The following is a 16167-nucleotide window of genomic DNA, read 5'->3' on the forward strand; positions in this document are numbered from 1 at the left end:
AACCCGTTCGTCCTGAGTAGCCATTGAGCTTGTCGAAATGGCGTATCGAAGGACCGTTGGTGGCAGATGCTTCGATACGGGTCTTCGACTTTGCTCAGCCCCTACTCGGTACGAATGGATCGGCAATTTGCCTCAATCGTGCCCCGGCCCCAGGCTCGGGTCCAGATCGCGTGGCCGCACGAACGTGACCAGATGCCCGCAGCCATCGCATGCGCTGCCCCAGTCGCCGTCCAGTTCGAGCACCGCGACGCTGGCGGTCGGAAACTTCTCCTCGACCGCCCCACGCAGCGGATTGCTCTCCGCCGACAGCCGCAGGACCAGATCCTCCAGCCCCGGATTATGCCCGACCAGCAGCGCGCGATCGACCGTATCGGGTAGCGCGCGAACGGTGTCGAGCAACGTCCCCGCCGACGCCAGATACAGCGCACGGTTGCTCTGTTCGTCGGGCAACGTGCCGTAACCGCGCCGAAAATGGTCAAGCGTCTCGACGACGCGCACCGCCGGGCTGGCGACCAGATGATCGAACTTCAATCCCAACTGCCGCAGATGCGCACCCATCGCGGTCGCGGCGCGCGCGCCCTTGGCGTTCAGCGGCCGGTCGAAATCGCGCGCAATGGCATCGTCCCAGCTCGACTTGGCGTGGCGCAGCAGCGTCAGCGTCTTCATGGCAAGGGCTCCATCGGCAGGGCAAGCGCCCCATGCCCCACTTCTTTACCCAAGGAAAGGGCGCGCGCGACCGCTTCGTCGAGCGTGCAGCGCGTCACCGGTGTCCCATCGGGGAACGCGCCCAACAGCCGCGACGGCATCGCCGCCGACAGCAGCACGAACAGCCCGCGATCGTCCGCCCGGCGGATCAGCCGCCCGAACGCCTGGGCGAGGCGCGCGCGCACCATCCGATCGTCATAGGCGCTGCCGCCCCCGGCCAGCCGTCGCGCGGCGTGCAGAACGCCCGGCTTCACCCACGGCACTCCCTCCATCACCACCATCCGCAGCGAATGGCCGGGGACGTCGACCCCGTCGCGCAGCGCATCGGTGCCGATCAGCGACGCACGCGGGTCGTCGCGGAAGATATCGACCAGCGTACCGGTGTCGATCGGATCGACATGCTGCGCGTACAGCGGCAGCCCGTCGCGCGCCAACCGGTCGGCGATGCGGGCATGCACCCCGCGCAGCCGCCGGATCGCGGTGAACAGCCCCAGCGTGCCCCCGCCGGCTGCGACGATCAGCCGACCATAGGCATTGGCCAGCGCCGGCAGGTCGCCGCGCTTCACATCGGTGACGATCAGCACCTCGGCCTGTTTCGCGTAGGCAAAGGGGCTGGTCGCGGCGAAATGCGTCGGCTGGCGCAGCAGGTGCGGCGCGCCGATCCGCGCATCGGCCACGTCCCAGTCACCGCCGGCGCGTAGCGTCGCCGAGGTCACCAGCACGCCATGCGCAGGCTTCAGCACCGTTTCGGCGAACGGCCGGCTCGGGTCTAGCCAGTGGCGGTGCAGCCCCATGTCGTACTCGCGCCCCTCGACCCGGTCGACCGTCAGCCAGTCGACGAAATCGGGATCGACCGGCCCGCCGACCCGCGCCAGCAGCCGCCCCCATGCCGCCACCGTCTCCGCCCGCCAGCCGAGCGAGGCGATCGCCCCCTCGATCCGCGCGCGCGCCGGACCGTCCATCCAGTCGGGCCCTTCGGTCAGCACCGCCTCCAGCCGCTTGCCGAGCGCAATGAGCGGACGCAGCAGCGCATCAAGCGCCTGCGCCGCCGGCCCGGCCGCATCGACCAGTTCGGGTGGCGGCTCGGTCAGCTCGGTCTCCAGCCCATAGCCCGCCTCGCCATCCTTGGCCCGCGCGAACACTGCGCCGCGCACGCAGGCCAGCAATTCCTCGACCGGGCCGAACGGATTGCCTTCCTGCACCCGCGCCAGCCAGCCATCGGCGGGCAGCAACCGTGCGGCATCGACCGCCGCCGCCACCGCCTCGGCCCCCGCCGAATCATAGCTGGCGACATCGGACAGGCGCGCGGCCAGCCCCCGCCGCCGCCCGCGCCCGCCGCCTTCGGGTCCCAGCACCCAGCGGCGGATCTCGATCGCCTCCATGCCGGTCAGCGCGGCGGAGAACATCGCGTCGGCGGCATCGAACAGGTGATGGCCTTCGTCGAACACATAGCGCGTCGGGCGCGTGCCGGTCTCGCGCCCGCGCGCGGCGTTGACCATCACCAGCGCATGGTTGGCGATGACGATATCGGCCTGCGCCGACGCCCGCGCCGCGCGTTCGATGAAGCATTTCCGGTAATGCGGGCAGCCGGCATAGATGCACTCGCCGCGCCGGTCGGTCAGTGCGGTCGATCCGTTGCGCCGGAACAGCGTCGGCAGCCAGCCGGGCAGGTCGCCGCCGACCATGTCGCCATCGGCGCTATACGCCGCCCAGCGCGCGACCAGTTGCGCCAGCACCGCCGCCCGCCCCTGAAACCCGCCCTGCAACGCGTCTTCTAGGTTGAGGAGGCAAAGATAATTCTCGCGCCCCTTGCGCGTGACCACGCGCTGGCGGCGCTCGGCCGGATCGGGAAAGACGCGCTCGCTTTCCTGCGCCAATTGGCGTTGCAGCGCCTTGGTAAAGGTCGACACCCAGACCGCGCCATCGGCCTGTGTCGACCACAAGGATGCCGGCGCGAGATAGCCGAGCGTCTTGCCGATGCCCGTTCCCGCCTCCGCCAGCACCAGATTGGGCGTGTCGCGCACGACGCGCGGAGCAAAGGCATCGGCGGCGGCGGCAGCGAAGGCGCGCTGGCCGGGCCGCGTCTCGGCCCCCTGACCGGTTAGCGTCGTCAACCGTTCGGCAACCGCGTCGGGGGCGAGCGTCACCGTCCGCGGGTGCCCCCGTGGCGGCGCTTCCTCCCATTCGGGCAGCTTCGCAAACAGCCAGCGTTCGGCGGTCGCCGGTTTGGGCAGCACCTGCCCCAGTGCCGGTGCCCACGGCCAGCGCAGCCGGAACAGCGATTGCGCCGCGGTCCACGCTCCCTCCTGTTCGGGCCATGGCGCCGAGGCGGTCGCGATCAACGCCGCCGCTGCCGCGCGCAACAATGCCGCGACACCGGCTTCCTCGGCGGGCAGCGGCAAGGCCAGCGCCTGCGCGATGCCCTTGGGCGTCGGCACGGCGAAGCGCGCCGGATGGACGAAGGCGAACAGTTCGAGCAGGTCGAGCCCCGACAGCTCGGCATAGCCCAGCCGCTGCCCGATCAGCGGCGCGTTAAGGACGATGGTCGGCGTATCGGCAACGCACGCAATCGCCTCCCCCCGACTGACCTCGCGCGTGCCACTCGCATCGGCGATCCAGACACCCGAATGGCTGGCGTGCAGGGCAGGATAGGGGAGCATCCTGCCCTACATAGCGCCACGAACGCGGAACGGAAGTCGAACGCGCGAAATCCTCCCCGGCACGGGGAGGGGGACCAGCGAAGCTGGTGGAGGGGGGTGTCCACATACGGAACGACGGCGTATGCGGCGATCCCCTCCACCATGCTGCGCATGGTCCCCCTCCCCGTGCCGGGGAGGAATTAGTCGTCGATCTTCTCGCGCTGCCGGTCGGCCCATGCCTTGCCTTCGTCGCCGCCCCATAGCAGCCAAGCGATATAACCCGCCGACGGGTCATCATCGTCCCCCCAGCTATGCGCCTTCGTATCCTTGTCGACGCCGTGCCGTGCGAAATAGCTGTGCATCGACTTCACGTCGGCGTCGGACATCGGCCCGCCATCGGCGATCTGCTTTGCGCGCTTGACGCCAGCCTCGGTCCCGCCGCGATCGAATTTCTCGCGCAGCTTCAGGCCCTTTTCGGCATTCGCCGCCATCTTCTTCGTCGGTTTGTGTTCGTCGGCCATCGTCATCCTCCGTCCATGGCCCAACCCGTTCAGTCGCGGCGGCGTTCCGTCACCACAGCACGCCCTTTTCGGGCTTCAGCGGTTCGGGCGCGGGATCGCCGATCGCCTGCAACAGATCGATCTCGATCGTCCGGCACATCGCGGTCAGCGGCAGGTCGTGGACGTTGTTGGCGAACGGATCGGCCAGATCCTCGCCGATCTGCAACACCGCGAGGAACATCAATCCGGCCAGCCCCGACCCCAGCGGCGTGGCGATGCCCAGCGTCTCGACCAGCCCGATCGGCAGCACGATGCAGAACAGCCGCGTGAACAGCGACGGCAGGAATCGATATTGCACCGGCAGTGGCGTGTTCTTGATCCGCTCCATGCCGCCCTGCGCATTGGCGATGTCGATCAGCACGCTTTCGAGGCTGGTCTGCTGGATGCTGTCGATCCACTCGCGCCGCTGCGCCTCGGCGATGCGCGCGCCGGTCCCGTCGAGCAGTCCGTTGGCGACGTTCGTCCTCCCCAGCGGCTCGCCCGCCTCGTCGCGCGACAGGAAGCGGTGGACCTCGTCCTTCGAATCCTGCCGCCGCAACTGGCAGCGCAGCGCATGGACATAGGCGATGTGCCGCAGCACGATCGACCGCTTCAGGTCGCGCTTCTGCCCTTCATTCTCCGGCCCGATGAACGAGATCGCGCCACGCGCGAGGTTGCGCGACGCGTTGATCATCAGTCCCCATAGCGACCGCCCCTCCCACCAGCGCGCATAGGCGGAATTGACCCGGAAGCCGAGGAACAGCGCCAGCGCCGAACCGAAGATCGTCAGCGGCAGCGACGGCGCCTTGAACGGCAGCACGAAATAGACGCCGGTGACGATCACGTCCCAGATGAACAATGCCAGCGCGGGCTTCCATACTTCGGAGACGATGCGGGACAGGCGGGGTGCGTCGGATACGATCATCGCAACAGGCTACGCCCAACCTGCATCAAGGTTGCGTCGCAACAGGTGGAAATATTGCGGCCGACCGCGTATCTGAACCGGATGATCGACGCAGACATCCGCAATGCAGCATTGGTTTCAAAGGCTTGGCCGTATGAAGAGGCGCGCAAGCTGCTCAAGCGCTATCCCGACGGAAAACCCGGCGGCGCGCCGATCCTGTTCGAAACCGGCTATGGCCCGTCGGGGCTGCCGCATATCGGCACGTTCAACGAAGTGCTGCGCACGACGATGGTCCGCCGCGCGTTCGAGGAACTGTCGGATCAGCCGACCCGGCTGATCGCGTTTTCGGACGATATGGACGGGCTGCGCAAGGTGCCGGACAATGTGCCGAACGGCGACATGCTGCGCGAACATCTCGGCAAGCCGCTCAGCGAAATCCCCGATCCGTTCGGTACGCATGCCAGCTTCGCCGCGCACAACAATGCCCGGCTGCGTGCGTTCCTCGACCAATATGGCTTCGACTATGAATTCGCCTCGTCGACCGACTATTATTGCGGCGGCAGGTTCGACGACGCGCTGAAGAACGTCCTGCGCAATATGCAGGCGATCCTCGACATCATGCTGCCGACGCTGGGTGCCGAACGCCGCGCGACCTATTCGCCGGTGCTGCCGATCTCGCCGACCAGCGGCATCGTATTGCAGGTCCCGGTCGAGGTATTGGATGCGGACACCGGCATGGTCGCGTTCATCGACGGCGACACCCGCGTCGAACAATCGGTCCTGTCGGGCGGCGCGAAGCTGCAATGGAAGGTCGACTGGGCAATGCGCTGGGCAGCACTCGGCGTCGATTACGAAATGGCGGGCAAGGACTTGATCGATTCGGTCACCCAGTCGTCGAAGATCGCCCGCGTGCTCGGCGCCCGCCCGCCCGAGGGCTTCAACTACGAGATGTTCCTCGACGAACATGGCCAGAAGATTTCGAAGTCGAAGGGCAATGGACTCAGCCTCGAACAATGGCTGACCTATGGCCCGCCCGAAAGCGTCGCCTTCTACGCCTATCGCGAGCCGAAAAAGGCCAAGCAGCTCCATCTGGGCGTGATCCCGCGCGCAATCGACGAATATTGGCAGTTCCGCGGCAACTATGCCGACCAGCCGATCGAACAGAAGCTGGGCAACCCGGTCCACCACATCCATGGCGGCCCGCCGCCCACCGAAACACTGCCGGTGACGTTCGGCCTGTTGCTCAATCTGGTCGGCGTGATGGGCGATGCGACCAAGCCGCAGGTCTGGGGTTATCTCGCCAACTACGTTGAACATGCGTCGCCCGAACGCTACCCGGCGCTCGACGCGCTGATCGACCATGCGCTGGCCTATGTCCGCGATGTGGCGGAAAAGCCCGAACGCCGCGCGCCGACCGAGATCGAACGCACCGCGCTCGAACGGCTCGATGCCGAACTCGCGGCGATGCCGGCCGATGCGAGCGCCGAGCAGATCCAGAACGCGGTGTACGAGATCGGCAAGACCGCCGGGTTCGAGTCGCTCAGGGATTGGTTCAAGGCATGCTACGAAACGCTGCTCGGCACGGCGCAGGGTCCGCGCATGGGCAGCTTCATCGCGCTCTACGGCATCGACAACAGCCGGAAGCTGATCGCCGAGGCACTGGCGCGGTAGGGAGCGGCGTCAATCTTATCACTGCCCGTCATTCCCGCGCAGGCGGGAATCCATAAGCACCGACGTTTCGGTTCCATCTGCAACGATAGCGTCTATGGACTCCCGCCTGCGCGGAATTGACGCAATTGGCAGGGCCATGCGCCACCCATATCCCCCTCCCTTCGCAGGGAGGGGAGCAGGTCGCCCTATTTCCGGTCCTCGTAGAACTTCTTGACTACGTTCCACCCTTCCTCTGCCGTTTCGACGAAGGTGATCAGGTCGAGATCGCGTTCCGAAATCACGCCTTCCTCGACCAGCGCGTCCCAGTTGACCACCCGGTCCCAAAATTCGCGACCATAGAACAGCACCGGGATCGGTTCGATCTTGCCGGTCTGGATCAGCGTCAGCAGCTCGAAACTTTCGTCGAACGTGCCGAAGCCGCCGGGGAACACCGCGACCGCCCGCGCGCGCAGCAGGAAGTGCATCTTGCGCAGCGCGAAATAGTGGAACTGCATCGACAGCGCCGGCGTGACGTACGGGTTGGGGGCCTGTTCGTGGGGCAGGACGATGTTCAGCCCGATCGACTCGGCGCCGGCTTCGTTCGCGCCGCGATTGGCCGCTTCCATGATCGACGGGCCACCGCCCGAACATACGACGAAGTGGCGTTTGCCGTTGACGTCATTGGGAAACTGGCTGGCGTTGAAGGCCAGCTCTCGCGCCACGTCGTAATAATGCGACTTGGCGACGATCCGCTCGGCGATCGCGCGCGCCTTGTCGTCCTGCGCGAGGTCGAGCAGCACTTCGGCCTTTTCCGGCTCGGGAATGCGTGCCGAGCCATAGATGACGAAGGTCGAGGCGATGTTCGCCTCGTCGAGCAGCAGCGAGGGTTTGAGCAGTTCCAGCTGGAACCGCACCGGCCGCAGATCCTCGCGCAGCAGGAACTCCATGTCCTGAAACGCCAACCGATAGGCGGGATGCTCGGTCTGCGGGGTGGAAAGCTGGGCGCGGGCCGCCTCGGCCTCCTGCTTGGCCCCGCGGAACACGCGGGACGGTACTTTTGTATCGGTCATAGGTGGCGAAGTTGTAAGCACGCCCGCAGACAGCGGCAAGCGCCTTGCATCACCGGCACAGTGGCCGCCCGCCCATGTCGAAATGGAAATGGTTGGCGTGCGCTGCATTATATTCGGGGCCGAGCGTCGTGACGAAGCGCTTGCACGCCGATCGGTGGATGATGCGCAGGAATTCGCGAACCTGCGGGTCGGGACTGTTCCAGTCGCGCTCGATCGAGATACGCCGGCCGTCCGCCAGCACGAAACTGCCGATATCGACGGCGTTGGCGAGGCCGTGTTCCGACACCCGCCCTGCCGCGCGGCTACCACCGCCGACGATTCCGCGACAGACATAGGTGCCGTAGCTGTCGATGCGGGTCACGTCGCTGCCCAGCAATTGCCGCGCCGCCGGGCGGACGCCGTGGCGGACCCAGCCGACCAGCGCGCGCGCCGTCGGACAACGTATCGCCTTCAGCCCATTTATCGGCGTGCCGATGTCGAGCAACTGCACCGCCCCCAACACGACGCAGCCCGATCCATAATCGCGATCGGGGAGGGGGCTGAAACGGACCTCGGCGCGCGACAGATCGGCGAAACATTGCTGGGTATCGCGCGGCGTCTGCCCCGACAACGTGACCGGACCCGATGCGCGCGGCGCGATCGGCCGCGCTGGCGGCGGGACGGGTTCGCGCCGGTCGCCGCCGATACAGGCCGACAGCAGCAATATCGGCAACAGGGCGGTGAAACGGGGAAGGGCCATCCCCATCTTGGTTCCACGTCGCCGCGGCTGCGACAAGCCGCGATGCGACCGGCCGTGCTGCCGCGCCGTGATACGGACTACCGGTAACCGCTGTCACGAAAAGATTGATTACTGGCCGGTTTTTTGAATATGTACGACTTTTGGATGTCCGGGATCCGGATATCTTCTTCGTCATCCGGTAACGGACCGCTTCGCAAAGGAATGCAGCGTGACCATCGTCGTCCGAACCCTGTCCGATCGCGTGTTCGAGATCGTCCGCGAACGAATCGTCAGCGGTGCGCTGCCAGAGACCTTCCCGATCCGCCAGGACGCGCTGGCCAGCGAACTGGGCGTCAGCAAGATCCCGCTGCGCGAGGCGCTGGCCCGGCTCGAACAGGAAGGGCTGGTCGCCGGACAGGCCAATCGCGGCTATACCGTGCGCCCGATGTCGGCGATGCAGGCGGAGGAAATCTACGAACTGCGCCTGTCGGTCGAACCGGGGGCGGCGGCCTATGCCGCGATCCACGCCGATGAGCAGCGCCGCACGGCAGCAATCGACGCGTTCGAACGACTCGACGGGGCGGCGCCGCGCGACCTGCTGGAGGCGGCGGCACGCAACCGTGCCTTCCACGCCGCGCTGGTGGCGGCGAACGGGCGTGACCTGACCATCGAACTGGTACAGCGCCTGTCGGTGCTTGCCGAACGCTATGTCGTCGCGCATCTGCGCCCGGCCGGGCGCGGCGACCGCGCCTATGTCGAGCATCGCGCGCTGCTCGATGCATGGCTGGCCCGCGACGGGGTGGCGGTACGCGAGATGCTGACCCGCCATCTGGAAGCGACGATCGAGGATTTGCGCGTGCAATTCGCCGCGGCGGCGGTCGCCTGACGCGGGCGGCTGGGGTAGAAGGGCGCATGATCCGTCTGCTCCTGACCCTGACCGCTCTTTCGCTCTCCGCCGCCCCGGCATTGGCGCGCGACATCCTGTTCATCGGCAACAGCTTCACCTTCGGCGCGGGGGCGCCGGTCGAGCGCTACCGCCCCGACAGCGTCACCGACCTGAACGACGAAAAGATCGGTGGCGTCCCCGCGCTGTTCCGTACCTTCGCCGAACAGGCCGGGCTCGACTGGACCGTCGCGCTCGAGACTTCGCCGGGCAAGGATCTGGCCTATCACTACGCCAACCGGCGCGCGGCGATCGACCGGCGCTGGGACGTGGTGATCCTGCAAGGCTATTCGACGCTCGACGCCAAACGACCGGGCGACGCCACGCGGCACGGCGAAGCGGCGGGCCGGCTCGCCGCGCTGTTCCATGCCCGCAACCCCCGGGCGCGGGTCGAGCTGGTCGAAACCTGGTCGCGCGCCGACCTGACCTATCGCCCCGGCAGCCGCTGGTCGGGCAAGCCGATCGCGACGATGGCCAACGATCTGGCAGCGGCCAATCGACAGGTGGCGCGGACCGTTCCGGGGATCGCTGGCACGATCCCGGTCGGCAGCGCGTGGAACGACGCGATCGCGACCGGCATCGCCGACGCCAACCCCTATGACGGGATCGACCCGGGCAAGGTCGGGCTGTGGGCCGACGATCATTATCATGGCAGCACCGCCGGCTATTATCTCGAAGCGCTGACGATTTTCGGCCGGGTCACCGGCTATGACGTCCGCCGGCTGGGACCGGACGAACGCGCCGCCCGCGACCTCGGCCTGACCCCGGCGGTCGCCAAGGCATTGCAGCGCGTCGCGTGGAAGACGCTGCGGCAGAACTGATGCGCTGGCTGTTCCTCGCGCTGCTGCTGGGGGCATGCGGCGGCGGCGATGCCGACCGCGCCGGCCGGCTGCGCGCGGCGGGGGCGAATGCCGACCTCACGACGCTGCTCGCGCATGCCGATGTCGATGCCGGCCGCCGCGCCTTCGGTCAGTGCGCCGCCTGCCATACGATCGGCAAAGGGCGGCAGGCGCTGGCCGGACCCAATTTGCACGGCATCCTCGGCCGCGCCGTCGCCGGCGATCCCCGCTTCGGCTATACCCAGGCGTTGAAGGACCATGGCGGGCGCTGGGACGCCGCACGCATGGACGCATGGCTCGCCGCCCCGTCGCGGGTGGTTCCGGGCACGCGCATGGCCTTTGCGGGTGTCCGCGATCCGATGGAGCGCGCCGACCTCATCGCCTATCTCCAGTCGGAGAGCCGCTGACTATAGCTGGTGCCCGGTCCGGTCGCGCTTGGTTGCCAGATAGCGTTCGTTATGCGGGTTGGCGGGCAGGTGATGCGGCACGCGCTCGACGACGGTGATCCCGGTCGCCTCCAGCCCCGCAACCTTCGCCGGATTGTTGGTCAGCAACCGGATTTGCCGCTGCCCCAGCAACGCCAGCATCCGCCCCGCGACGCCGAAATCGCGCGCATCGATCGCAAAGCCCAGCCGCGTATTGGCGTCGACCGTGTCAAACCCTTGATCCTGCAGCGCATAAGCACGCAGTTTGTTGACCAACCCGATACCACGCCCCTCCTGCCGCAAATACAGCAATATCCCCCAGTTCGCATCGGCGATCGCATGAATCGCCGCGTGCAGTTGCGGCCCGCAATCGCATTTCAGGCTGCCGAGCACATCGCCGGTCAGGCATTCGCTGTGCAGCCGTACCAGCGGCGGGCGGCCATCGGGCTGACCGATCACCAGCGCGACATGCTCGCCCGCGGCATCTGGGGTGCGGAACGCGACGATCTCGCTATCCTCGGCTCCCGTCACCGGCAGCCGCGCACGGGTTACGATCGCCAGCCGGTTGGCATCCTCATGCGCATCGATCGCCGCCGGGCTGATCGTCACCTCCGCACCGGTCCCGCCGGTCACGAAGGCGGGTAACAGCCCCGCCACCCGGGCAAGGCGCAGCGCGGCGCCAGCGGCGACCGGCGCCGCCAACTCGACACTGCGAAACGGCCCCTTCATCGGCGTGGCGAGGTCGAGCTGCGGATCGGCGAGCGCGGTCGCGGCGGCGAAGTCGGTCCATGCCTCGCGCCGGATCGCGACCGGATGATCGGGCTGGGCGGCGGCGCGCTGGTTGACGATGCGCAGCGTCTCGGCCCGGCCGAACGACAACAGGATCTGGCCGGTGCCGTCGGGATCGAACCGCGCCAGCCGTTCGGGATCGGCGGTCTCGATCGGCAGCAGCGTCAGCGCCGGCTCCCCCGGCGCCGCAATCGCGATCGGCCAGCCGCGGCGCAGCGCGTCGATCGCGCGCGCGACATCCCGCGTCTCGCTCAAAATGCGAACTCGGTAACGATCGGGATATGGTCGCTGGGTTTCAGCCAGCTGCGGCAGGGTTCGTGGACGCGGTGCGCGGTCGCCTTGGCAGCCACATCCCGGCTGGCCCACATATGGTCGAGCCGCCGCCCGCGATCCGACGCAGCCCAGTCCTTCGCGCGGTAACTCCACCACGTATAGAGCCGCTGCGGCGCGGGCACGAACTGCCGCCCCAGATCGATCCAGTCGTTCGCCGCCTGCAACCGTGCCAGCGTCTCGACCTCGATCGGCGTATGGCTGACTACGTCGAGCAACTGCTTGTGGCTCCACACGTCGCTTTCCAGCGGCGCGACGTTGAAATCGCCGACCAGCAGCGTCGGGATGCCCGCCAACCCCTTCGACCAGTCGATCATGCGTTCGAGGAAATCGAGCTTCTGCCCGAATTTCGGGTTCACTTCGCGGTCGGGCACGTCGCCACCGGCGGGAATATAAACATTCTCGATCCGCAAGCCGTTGGCCAGCCGCACGCCCAAATGGCGCGCCTCGCCATTCGCCTGCCAGTCGAGCCGGTCGTCCTCGGCCAGCGGCACTTTCGAGATCACCGCGACCCCGTGGTGCATCCGCTGCCCGTTGATCGCGATATGGCTATAGCCCAGCCGCCGCAGCGGATCGTGCGGGAAGTCGCGATTCTCGACCTTGGTTTCCTGAAGGCACAGCACGTCGGGCTGCGCCTCGCGCAGGAATTGCTCGACGATGTCCATGCGGAACCGGACCGAGTTGATGTTCCACGAAGCGACCGAAAGCGTGTCCATGGCGCAGCCTGTATCGCCGGAGAAGCGCCTGCGCCAGACATGGAAAGGCCCCCGCTCCGGGGGCATGGAGCGAGGGCCGACCTGGCGTTCGTTACGCAGGCGGGCGCTGGAGACCCGGGCAACAGGGGGGAAAATCCCGGACGCGCTCCAACACCGCGAAATCAGCCTTAGGGCCGCGAACCTGTCGCCAAGATGAACACATCCGGTAATATTTCAAAAAAGCCGGATAGATGCGATTCTCCGGACCGGCGTCAGCGGCGGGTCCGGCGGGGTTCGTTGAACCGGAACGCATTGTCGGCGACGGGCACGTTGAAACGCTGGTTGGTCAGGCGCACCGTCGTCCGGTTGGCCTGCGCATCGAGCGCGACCCAGCCCTGCAGCATCAGCCCGGCGGGGGCGGAGGGCTGGCGCGCGAACACCATCGTGATCCGGCCATATTCGGGACGCTTCGGATCATAGGCTTCGACGCTGACAATGCGCGGATCGTTCGACGGGACGACCCGCGCATATTTCGACGCATCGCGTTCGGGGTTCAGCAGGATGCCAAGCGGCGAGTTGCCGATCGGCCAACGCTGTTTCTGCCCGACCTGATAGTCGAGAAAGTAGAGCGACTTGCCGTCCGATACGAGCAGGATCGGCACGCCCTTTTGATACTGAAAGCGGATCTTGCCCGGCTTCTTCAGCGTCAACTGCCCGGTCAGCACGCGGCCGTTGCGATCGGTCTGGCTGAAATCGGCGGTCATCGTCTGCGTCGCCGACAAATGCCGCTGAACCGCGGCAAGGTCGTTCTGCGGGGCCTGCGCATGCAGTGCGACCGGCGCGGCAAGCGCGACGGCAAGAGCGAGCGGGCGGATGGTCAGTCTCCGTGTCATGGGGCCGGGATAGGATCGGCGCATTGAACGCGGCGTGAACCCGTGGGTTGCGACTGCCATCAAGTGTAACGCCGATCGCGTCAAGCTGGACGACATCCGGCCAACCAATCCTTGCGTGCCATCGCTGATCCAAGGGGGACCATGGAGCGTACCACCCGTTCGCAACCCGACGGACACTTCGTTCGGGAACCACCGCGATGGGTGGTCAAGGGGACTTTCGCATGGCTCGGTCGAAACCGGGGTTTGGCCAACGACTGTAACAACTATGAAGCCTCCGAACAGGCGCAGGAAGCTCGGTGGAACCTTGCTTCTGTCAAAACCCACACAAGACCAATCGCCAGAGCTTAATAACGGGTCGGACCCGCAGGCCGAACGGTCCTGTTCTCGGGTCCGGAATTGCAAACTTACAACCGGTGCAGCGCCTGCGTGGCGCTCCCCAGCACCGCGGCGCGCGCGCGCAGGCTGGCGACCAGGAAATCGAGCTGCTCGTGCAGGAACCGGCGCGGGGTGGTGCCGAGCACGGCATGGGCATCGCGCAGGAAATGCGATGCGCTGAAATAGGCGGGATCGATGGTCGAATAATCGATCTCGCCCCGCGATTCGATCAGCGGAATCAACGACCGCAGGAAGCGCGCGCGGATCAGCAGCGTCTTCGGCAGGAACCCGAAATGCCGGCGACAGATGCGGCGCAGCACCTCGGGCGAAATGTCCCATTCCCGCGCCGCCTGCGCCAGCCCGCCCGGGGCGTCGTCGACCACCAGCCGCGCGATCCGGCGGATCAGCGCCGCGTCGGGACTGGGCGGCCCCATTTCGGCGAGCAGGAACGCGTCGAGCGCCGCCTTGACGCCATGTTCGCTCTCGACTGCCGACAGTGTCGCCACCAGCCGTTCGGCAAAGCCCGGCGGCGCGGCATCGGCCAGCGGCACGATGCGGTCGGCATACAGGTCGGCGCTCCCTGCGAACAGGCGCGACCAGCCGAGCGCGCTTACGCCGAAGCCGATCATGATCCCGCCATTGGTGATCGTGCGCAGGGCATGGCTGCTCGGGCCGCACAGGCTGGCCTGCGGCATCGGATCGAACACGCGGTTGCCGATCCACACCGCGATCGGCCCGGCGTTCAGCGTCACCCGCACATTGGCGGTGCCGGGCAGGAACCAGTTCTCCATGCCGATCGATGCCGGCCCGCTGGCGGCATAAAGGTGATAGCCGGTCGTGAAATCGGCCAGCGCCGGATCGGGCTGCTCGTACCGAATCGCCATGCCGGGCGGCATCGCGAACAATGCGGGTGGAATGTCGGGCGTCTCGGTCCCTCCGACGACCGGCTGCATCCGGCTCAACCGCGGAACAGCCCACCGAGCACGCCGCGCAGCAGCCCGCCGACGACGCCACCGCTCTTCGCGCGGCCACCCCGACCGGTACCGAACACCTGCTTGCCGATTTCGTTGACGACGATCCGCCCAACCGCCGACCCGGCCGATCGCGTCGCCGATTGCGTCGCGCGCGCCCATGGATTGTTCGCCGCCTCGCGCTCGGCCGCACGTGCCGCCTTCTCCTCCTCGCGCGCTGTGCGGTCGGCGGCCCGCTGTTCGGCGATGCGCTGGCGCTCGGCCTCCTTGGCGGCGCGCGCATCCTCCTTCGCCTGCAACGCCGCCTGCTTGTCGGCGGCGACCTGCGCCTTCGAAGCAGCGGCGGCGGCAGCGGCTTCCTCAGCCTTCGCGCCCAACAATTCGGCAGCCGACTCGCGGTCGATCGGCGTGTCGTAGCGGTCGCCGATCACATCGGTCTCGATCAGCACGCCACGTTCGACCGGCGTCACCGGACCGACGCGCGATCGCGGCGGGCGGATCAGCGTGCGTTCGACCGGGCTGGGCGATCCATCGGCCTGCAACACCGACACCAGCGCCTCGCCGGTCTTCAATTCGGTGATCGCCTGCGCGACGTCGACGCCGGGATTGGCACGAAAGGTTTCCGCCGCCGCGCGGATCGCGCGTGCTTCCTTCGGCGTGAACGCACGCAACGCATGCTGCACCCGGTTGCCGAGCTGCCCCGCGACCGCATCGGGAATGTCGATCGGGTTCTGCGTCACGAAATAGATGCCGACGCCCTTCGACCGGATCAGCCGCACCACCTGTTCGACCTTGTCGACCAGAGCGTCGGACGCATCGTCGAACAGCAGATGCGCCTCGTCAAAGAAGAAGACCAGTACCGGCTTATCGGGGTCGCCCACCTCGGGCAGCGTCTCAAACAATTCGGACAGCATCCACAACAGGAACGTCGCATAGAGCCGCGGCGACGCCATCAGCTTGTCGGCGGCCAGTACCGACACGAGGCCGCGCCCATCCTCGCTCACCCGCCGGAAATCGGCGAGATCGAGCGCCGGTTCGCCGAAGAATCGATCACCGCCCTGCGTCCGCAATTGCAGCAGTGCGCGTTGAATCGCGCCGACCGATTGCTTGCCGACATTACCATAGCGGGTGGTCAGTTCGTCGGCCCGCTCCGCGACATGCGCCAGCATGGCTTGCAGATCGTCGAGGTCGAGCAGCAGCAGCCCGTCCTCGTCGGCGACGTGGAAGGCGATGGTCAGCACCCCTTCCTGTACGTCGTTCAGATTGAGCATTCGGCTAAGCAGCAGCGGCCCCATTTCGGACACGGTCGCCCGGATCGGATGGCCGGCTTCCCCGAACAGGTCCCAGAACACGACCGGCGTGTCGCGATACTGCCAGTCGCTGTCGCCGATCGCCGCGGCACGCTCGGCAAAGGCGGCGTGCGGCTTGGCAGTGGCGCTTCCGGCCATGGCGATGCCCGACAAGTCGCCTTTCACGTCCGCGACGAACACCGGCACGCCTGCAGCGGAAAAGTTTTCGGCCAAGCCCTGCAACGTCACTGTCTTGCCGGTGCCGGTCGCCCCCGCGATTAGCCCATGACGGTTGGCGCGTTTGAGGACCAAAGACTGGCGGACACCCCCGGCGGTCGCGCCCAGAAACAATTCGGTCGTATCGGTCATGTCCCTGCCCTTTATCGTGGCAAG

Annotated in this window: 15 protein-coding genes; 4 read left to right on the plus strand and 11 right to left on the minus strand. The window is 67.1% G+C overall.

All coding sequences use genetic code 11. From position 1 onward, the window contains the following. Positions 1-132: 132 nt before the first annotated feature. The 4 genes from AAIO73_RS13315 to AAIO73_RS13330 form a co-directional block, all read right to left on the minus strand. The gene (locus tag AAIO73_RS13315; RefSeq protein WP_345878692.1) at positions 133-666 is read right to left on the minus strand and encodes a SixA phosphatase family protein; all 534 of its coding nucleotides are present in this window, start codon (positions 664-666) and stop codon (positions 133-135) included. Beyond that, positions 663-3365: an ATP-dependent DNA helicase gene (locus AAIO73_RS13320; RefSeq protein WP_345878693.1), complete on the minus strand. Its 2703-nt coding sequence runs from the start codon at positions 3363-3365 to the stop codon at positions 663-665. The genes AAIO73_RS13315 and AAIO73_RS13320 overlap by 4 nt, the downstream gene beginning before the upstream one ends. 179 nt (positions 3366-3544) lie before the next feature. Beyond that, positions 3545-3865, minus strand: a complete 321-nt coding sequence (locus AAIO73_RS13325) for a hypothetical protein (RefSeq protein WP_345878694.1) — start codon at positions 3863-3865, stop codon at positions 3545-3547. A 49-nt stretch (positions 3866-3914) separates the two neighbouring features. Next, positions 3915-4808 (minus strand): bestrophin family protein, encoded by an 894-nt coding sequence (locus AAIO73_RS13330; RefSeq protein ID WP_345878695.1) that lies wholly within the window; start codon positions 4806-4808, stop codon positions 3915-3917. 81 nt (positions 4809-4889) lie between these two features. Here AAIO73_RS13330 and AAIO73_RS13335 point away from each other — a divergent pair, with 81 nt between their 5' ends. Next, the gene (locus AAIO73_RS13335) at positions 4890-6458 is read left to right on the plus strand and encodes a lysine--tRNA ligase (protein WP_345878696.1); all 1569 of its coding nucleotides are present in this window, start codon (positions 4890-4892) and stop codon (positions 6456-6458) included. Positions 6459-6643: 185 nt separating this feature from the next. On the opposite strand, the gene AAIO73_RS13340 is transcribed toward AAIO73_RS13335, so the two are convergent. Beyond that, positions 6644-7507: an LOG family protein gene (locus tag AAIO73_RS13340; protein WP_242118718.1), complete on the minus strand. Its 864-nt coding sequence runs from the start codon at positions 7505-7507 to the stop codon at positions 6644-6646. 49 nt (positions 7508-7556) lie between these two features. After that, positions 7557-8246 (minus strand): extensin family protein, encoded by a 690-nt coding sequence (locus tag AAIO73_RS13345; RefSeq protein ID WP_345878697.1) that lies wholly within the window; start codon positions 8244-8246, stop codon positions 7557-7559. 208 nt (positions 8247-8454) lie between these two features. On the opposite strand from AAIO73_RS13345, the gene AAIO73_RS13350 reads away from it, so the two are divergent. Genes AAIO73_RS13350 through AAIO73_RS13360 form a run of 3 tightly spaced genes read left to right on the plus strand, consistent with a single transcriptional unit; the run spans position 8455 to position 10414 of the window. Next, positions 8455-9111, plus strand: coding sequence for a GntR family transcriptional regulator (locus AAIO73_RS13350; RefSeq protein WP_345878698.1), 657 nt, complete (start codon positions 8455-8457; stop codon positions 9109-9111). 26 nt (positions 9112-9137) lie between these two features. Beyond that, positions 9138-9989, plus strand: coding sequence for an SGNH/GDSL hydrolase family protein (locus tag AAIO73_RS13355; protein WP_345878699.1), 852 nt, complete (start codon positions 9138-9140; stop codon positions 9987-9989). Next, positions 9965-10414, plus strand: a complete 450-nt coding sequence (locus tag AAIO73_RS13360; protein WP_345878700.1) for a c-type cytochrome — start codon at positions 9965-9967, stop codon at positions 10412-10414. Before AAIO73_RS13355 ends, AAIO73_RS13360 begins: the two co-directional genes overlap by 25 nt. Here AAIO73_RS13360 and ribA read toward each other — a convergent pair whose 3' ends face one another. From ribA to AAIO73_RS13385, 5 genes are all read right to left on the minus strand, one after another. Next, the gene (gene ribA / locus AAIO73_RS13365; protein ID WP_526023806.1) at positions 10415-11476 is read right to left on the minus strand and encodes a GTP cyclohydrolase II; all 1062 of its coding nucleotides are present in this window, start codon (positions 11474-11476) and stop codon (positions 10415-10417) included. Then, on the minus strand, positions 11473-12267 hold the full coding sequence (locus AAIO73_RS13370; RefSeq protein WP_345878701.1) for an exodeoxyribonuclease III: 795 nt from the start codon (positions 12265-12267) through the stop codon (positions 11473-11475). The genes ribA and AAIO73_RS13370 overlap by 4 nt, the downstream gene beginning before the upstream one ends. A 251-nt stretch (positions 12268-12518) precedes the next feature. Continuing rightward, positions 12519-13139, minus strand: coding sequence for a LolA family protein (locus AAIO73_RS13375; RefSeq protein ID WP_345878702.1), 621 nt, complete (start codon positions 13137-13139; stop codon positions 12519-12521). 404 nt (positions 13140-13543) lie between these two features. Then, on the minus strand, positions 13544-14398 hold the full coding sequence (locus tag AAIO73_RS13380; protein ID WP_345878703.1) for a hypothetical protein: 855 nt from the start codon (positions 14396-14398) through the stop codon (positions 13544-13546). Between the two features lie 74 nt (positions 14399-14472). Then, complete coding sequence (locus tag AAIO73_RS13385) at positions 14473-16143, minus strand: helicase HerA-like domain-containing protein (RefSeq protein WP_345878704.1); 1671 nt, start codon at positions 16141-16143, stop codon at positions 14473-14475. Positions 16144-16167 lie beyond the last annotated feature (24 nt).

Origin of the sequence: Sphingomonas epibiotica (assembly GCF_039615155.1) — a bacterium.
Classification (GTDB): domain Bacteria; phylum Pseudomonadota; class Alphaproteobacteria; order Sphingomonadales; family Sphingomonadaceae; genus Sphingomonas.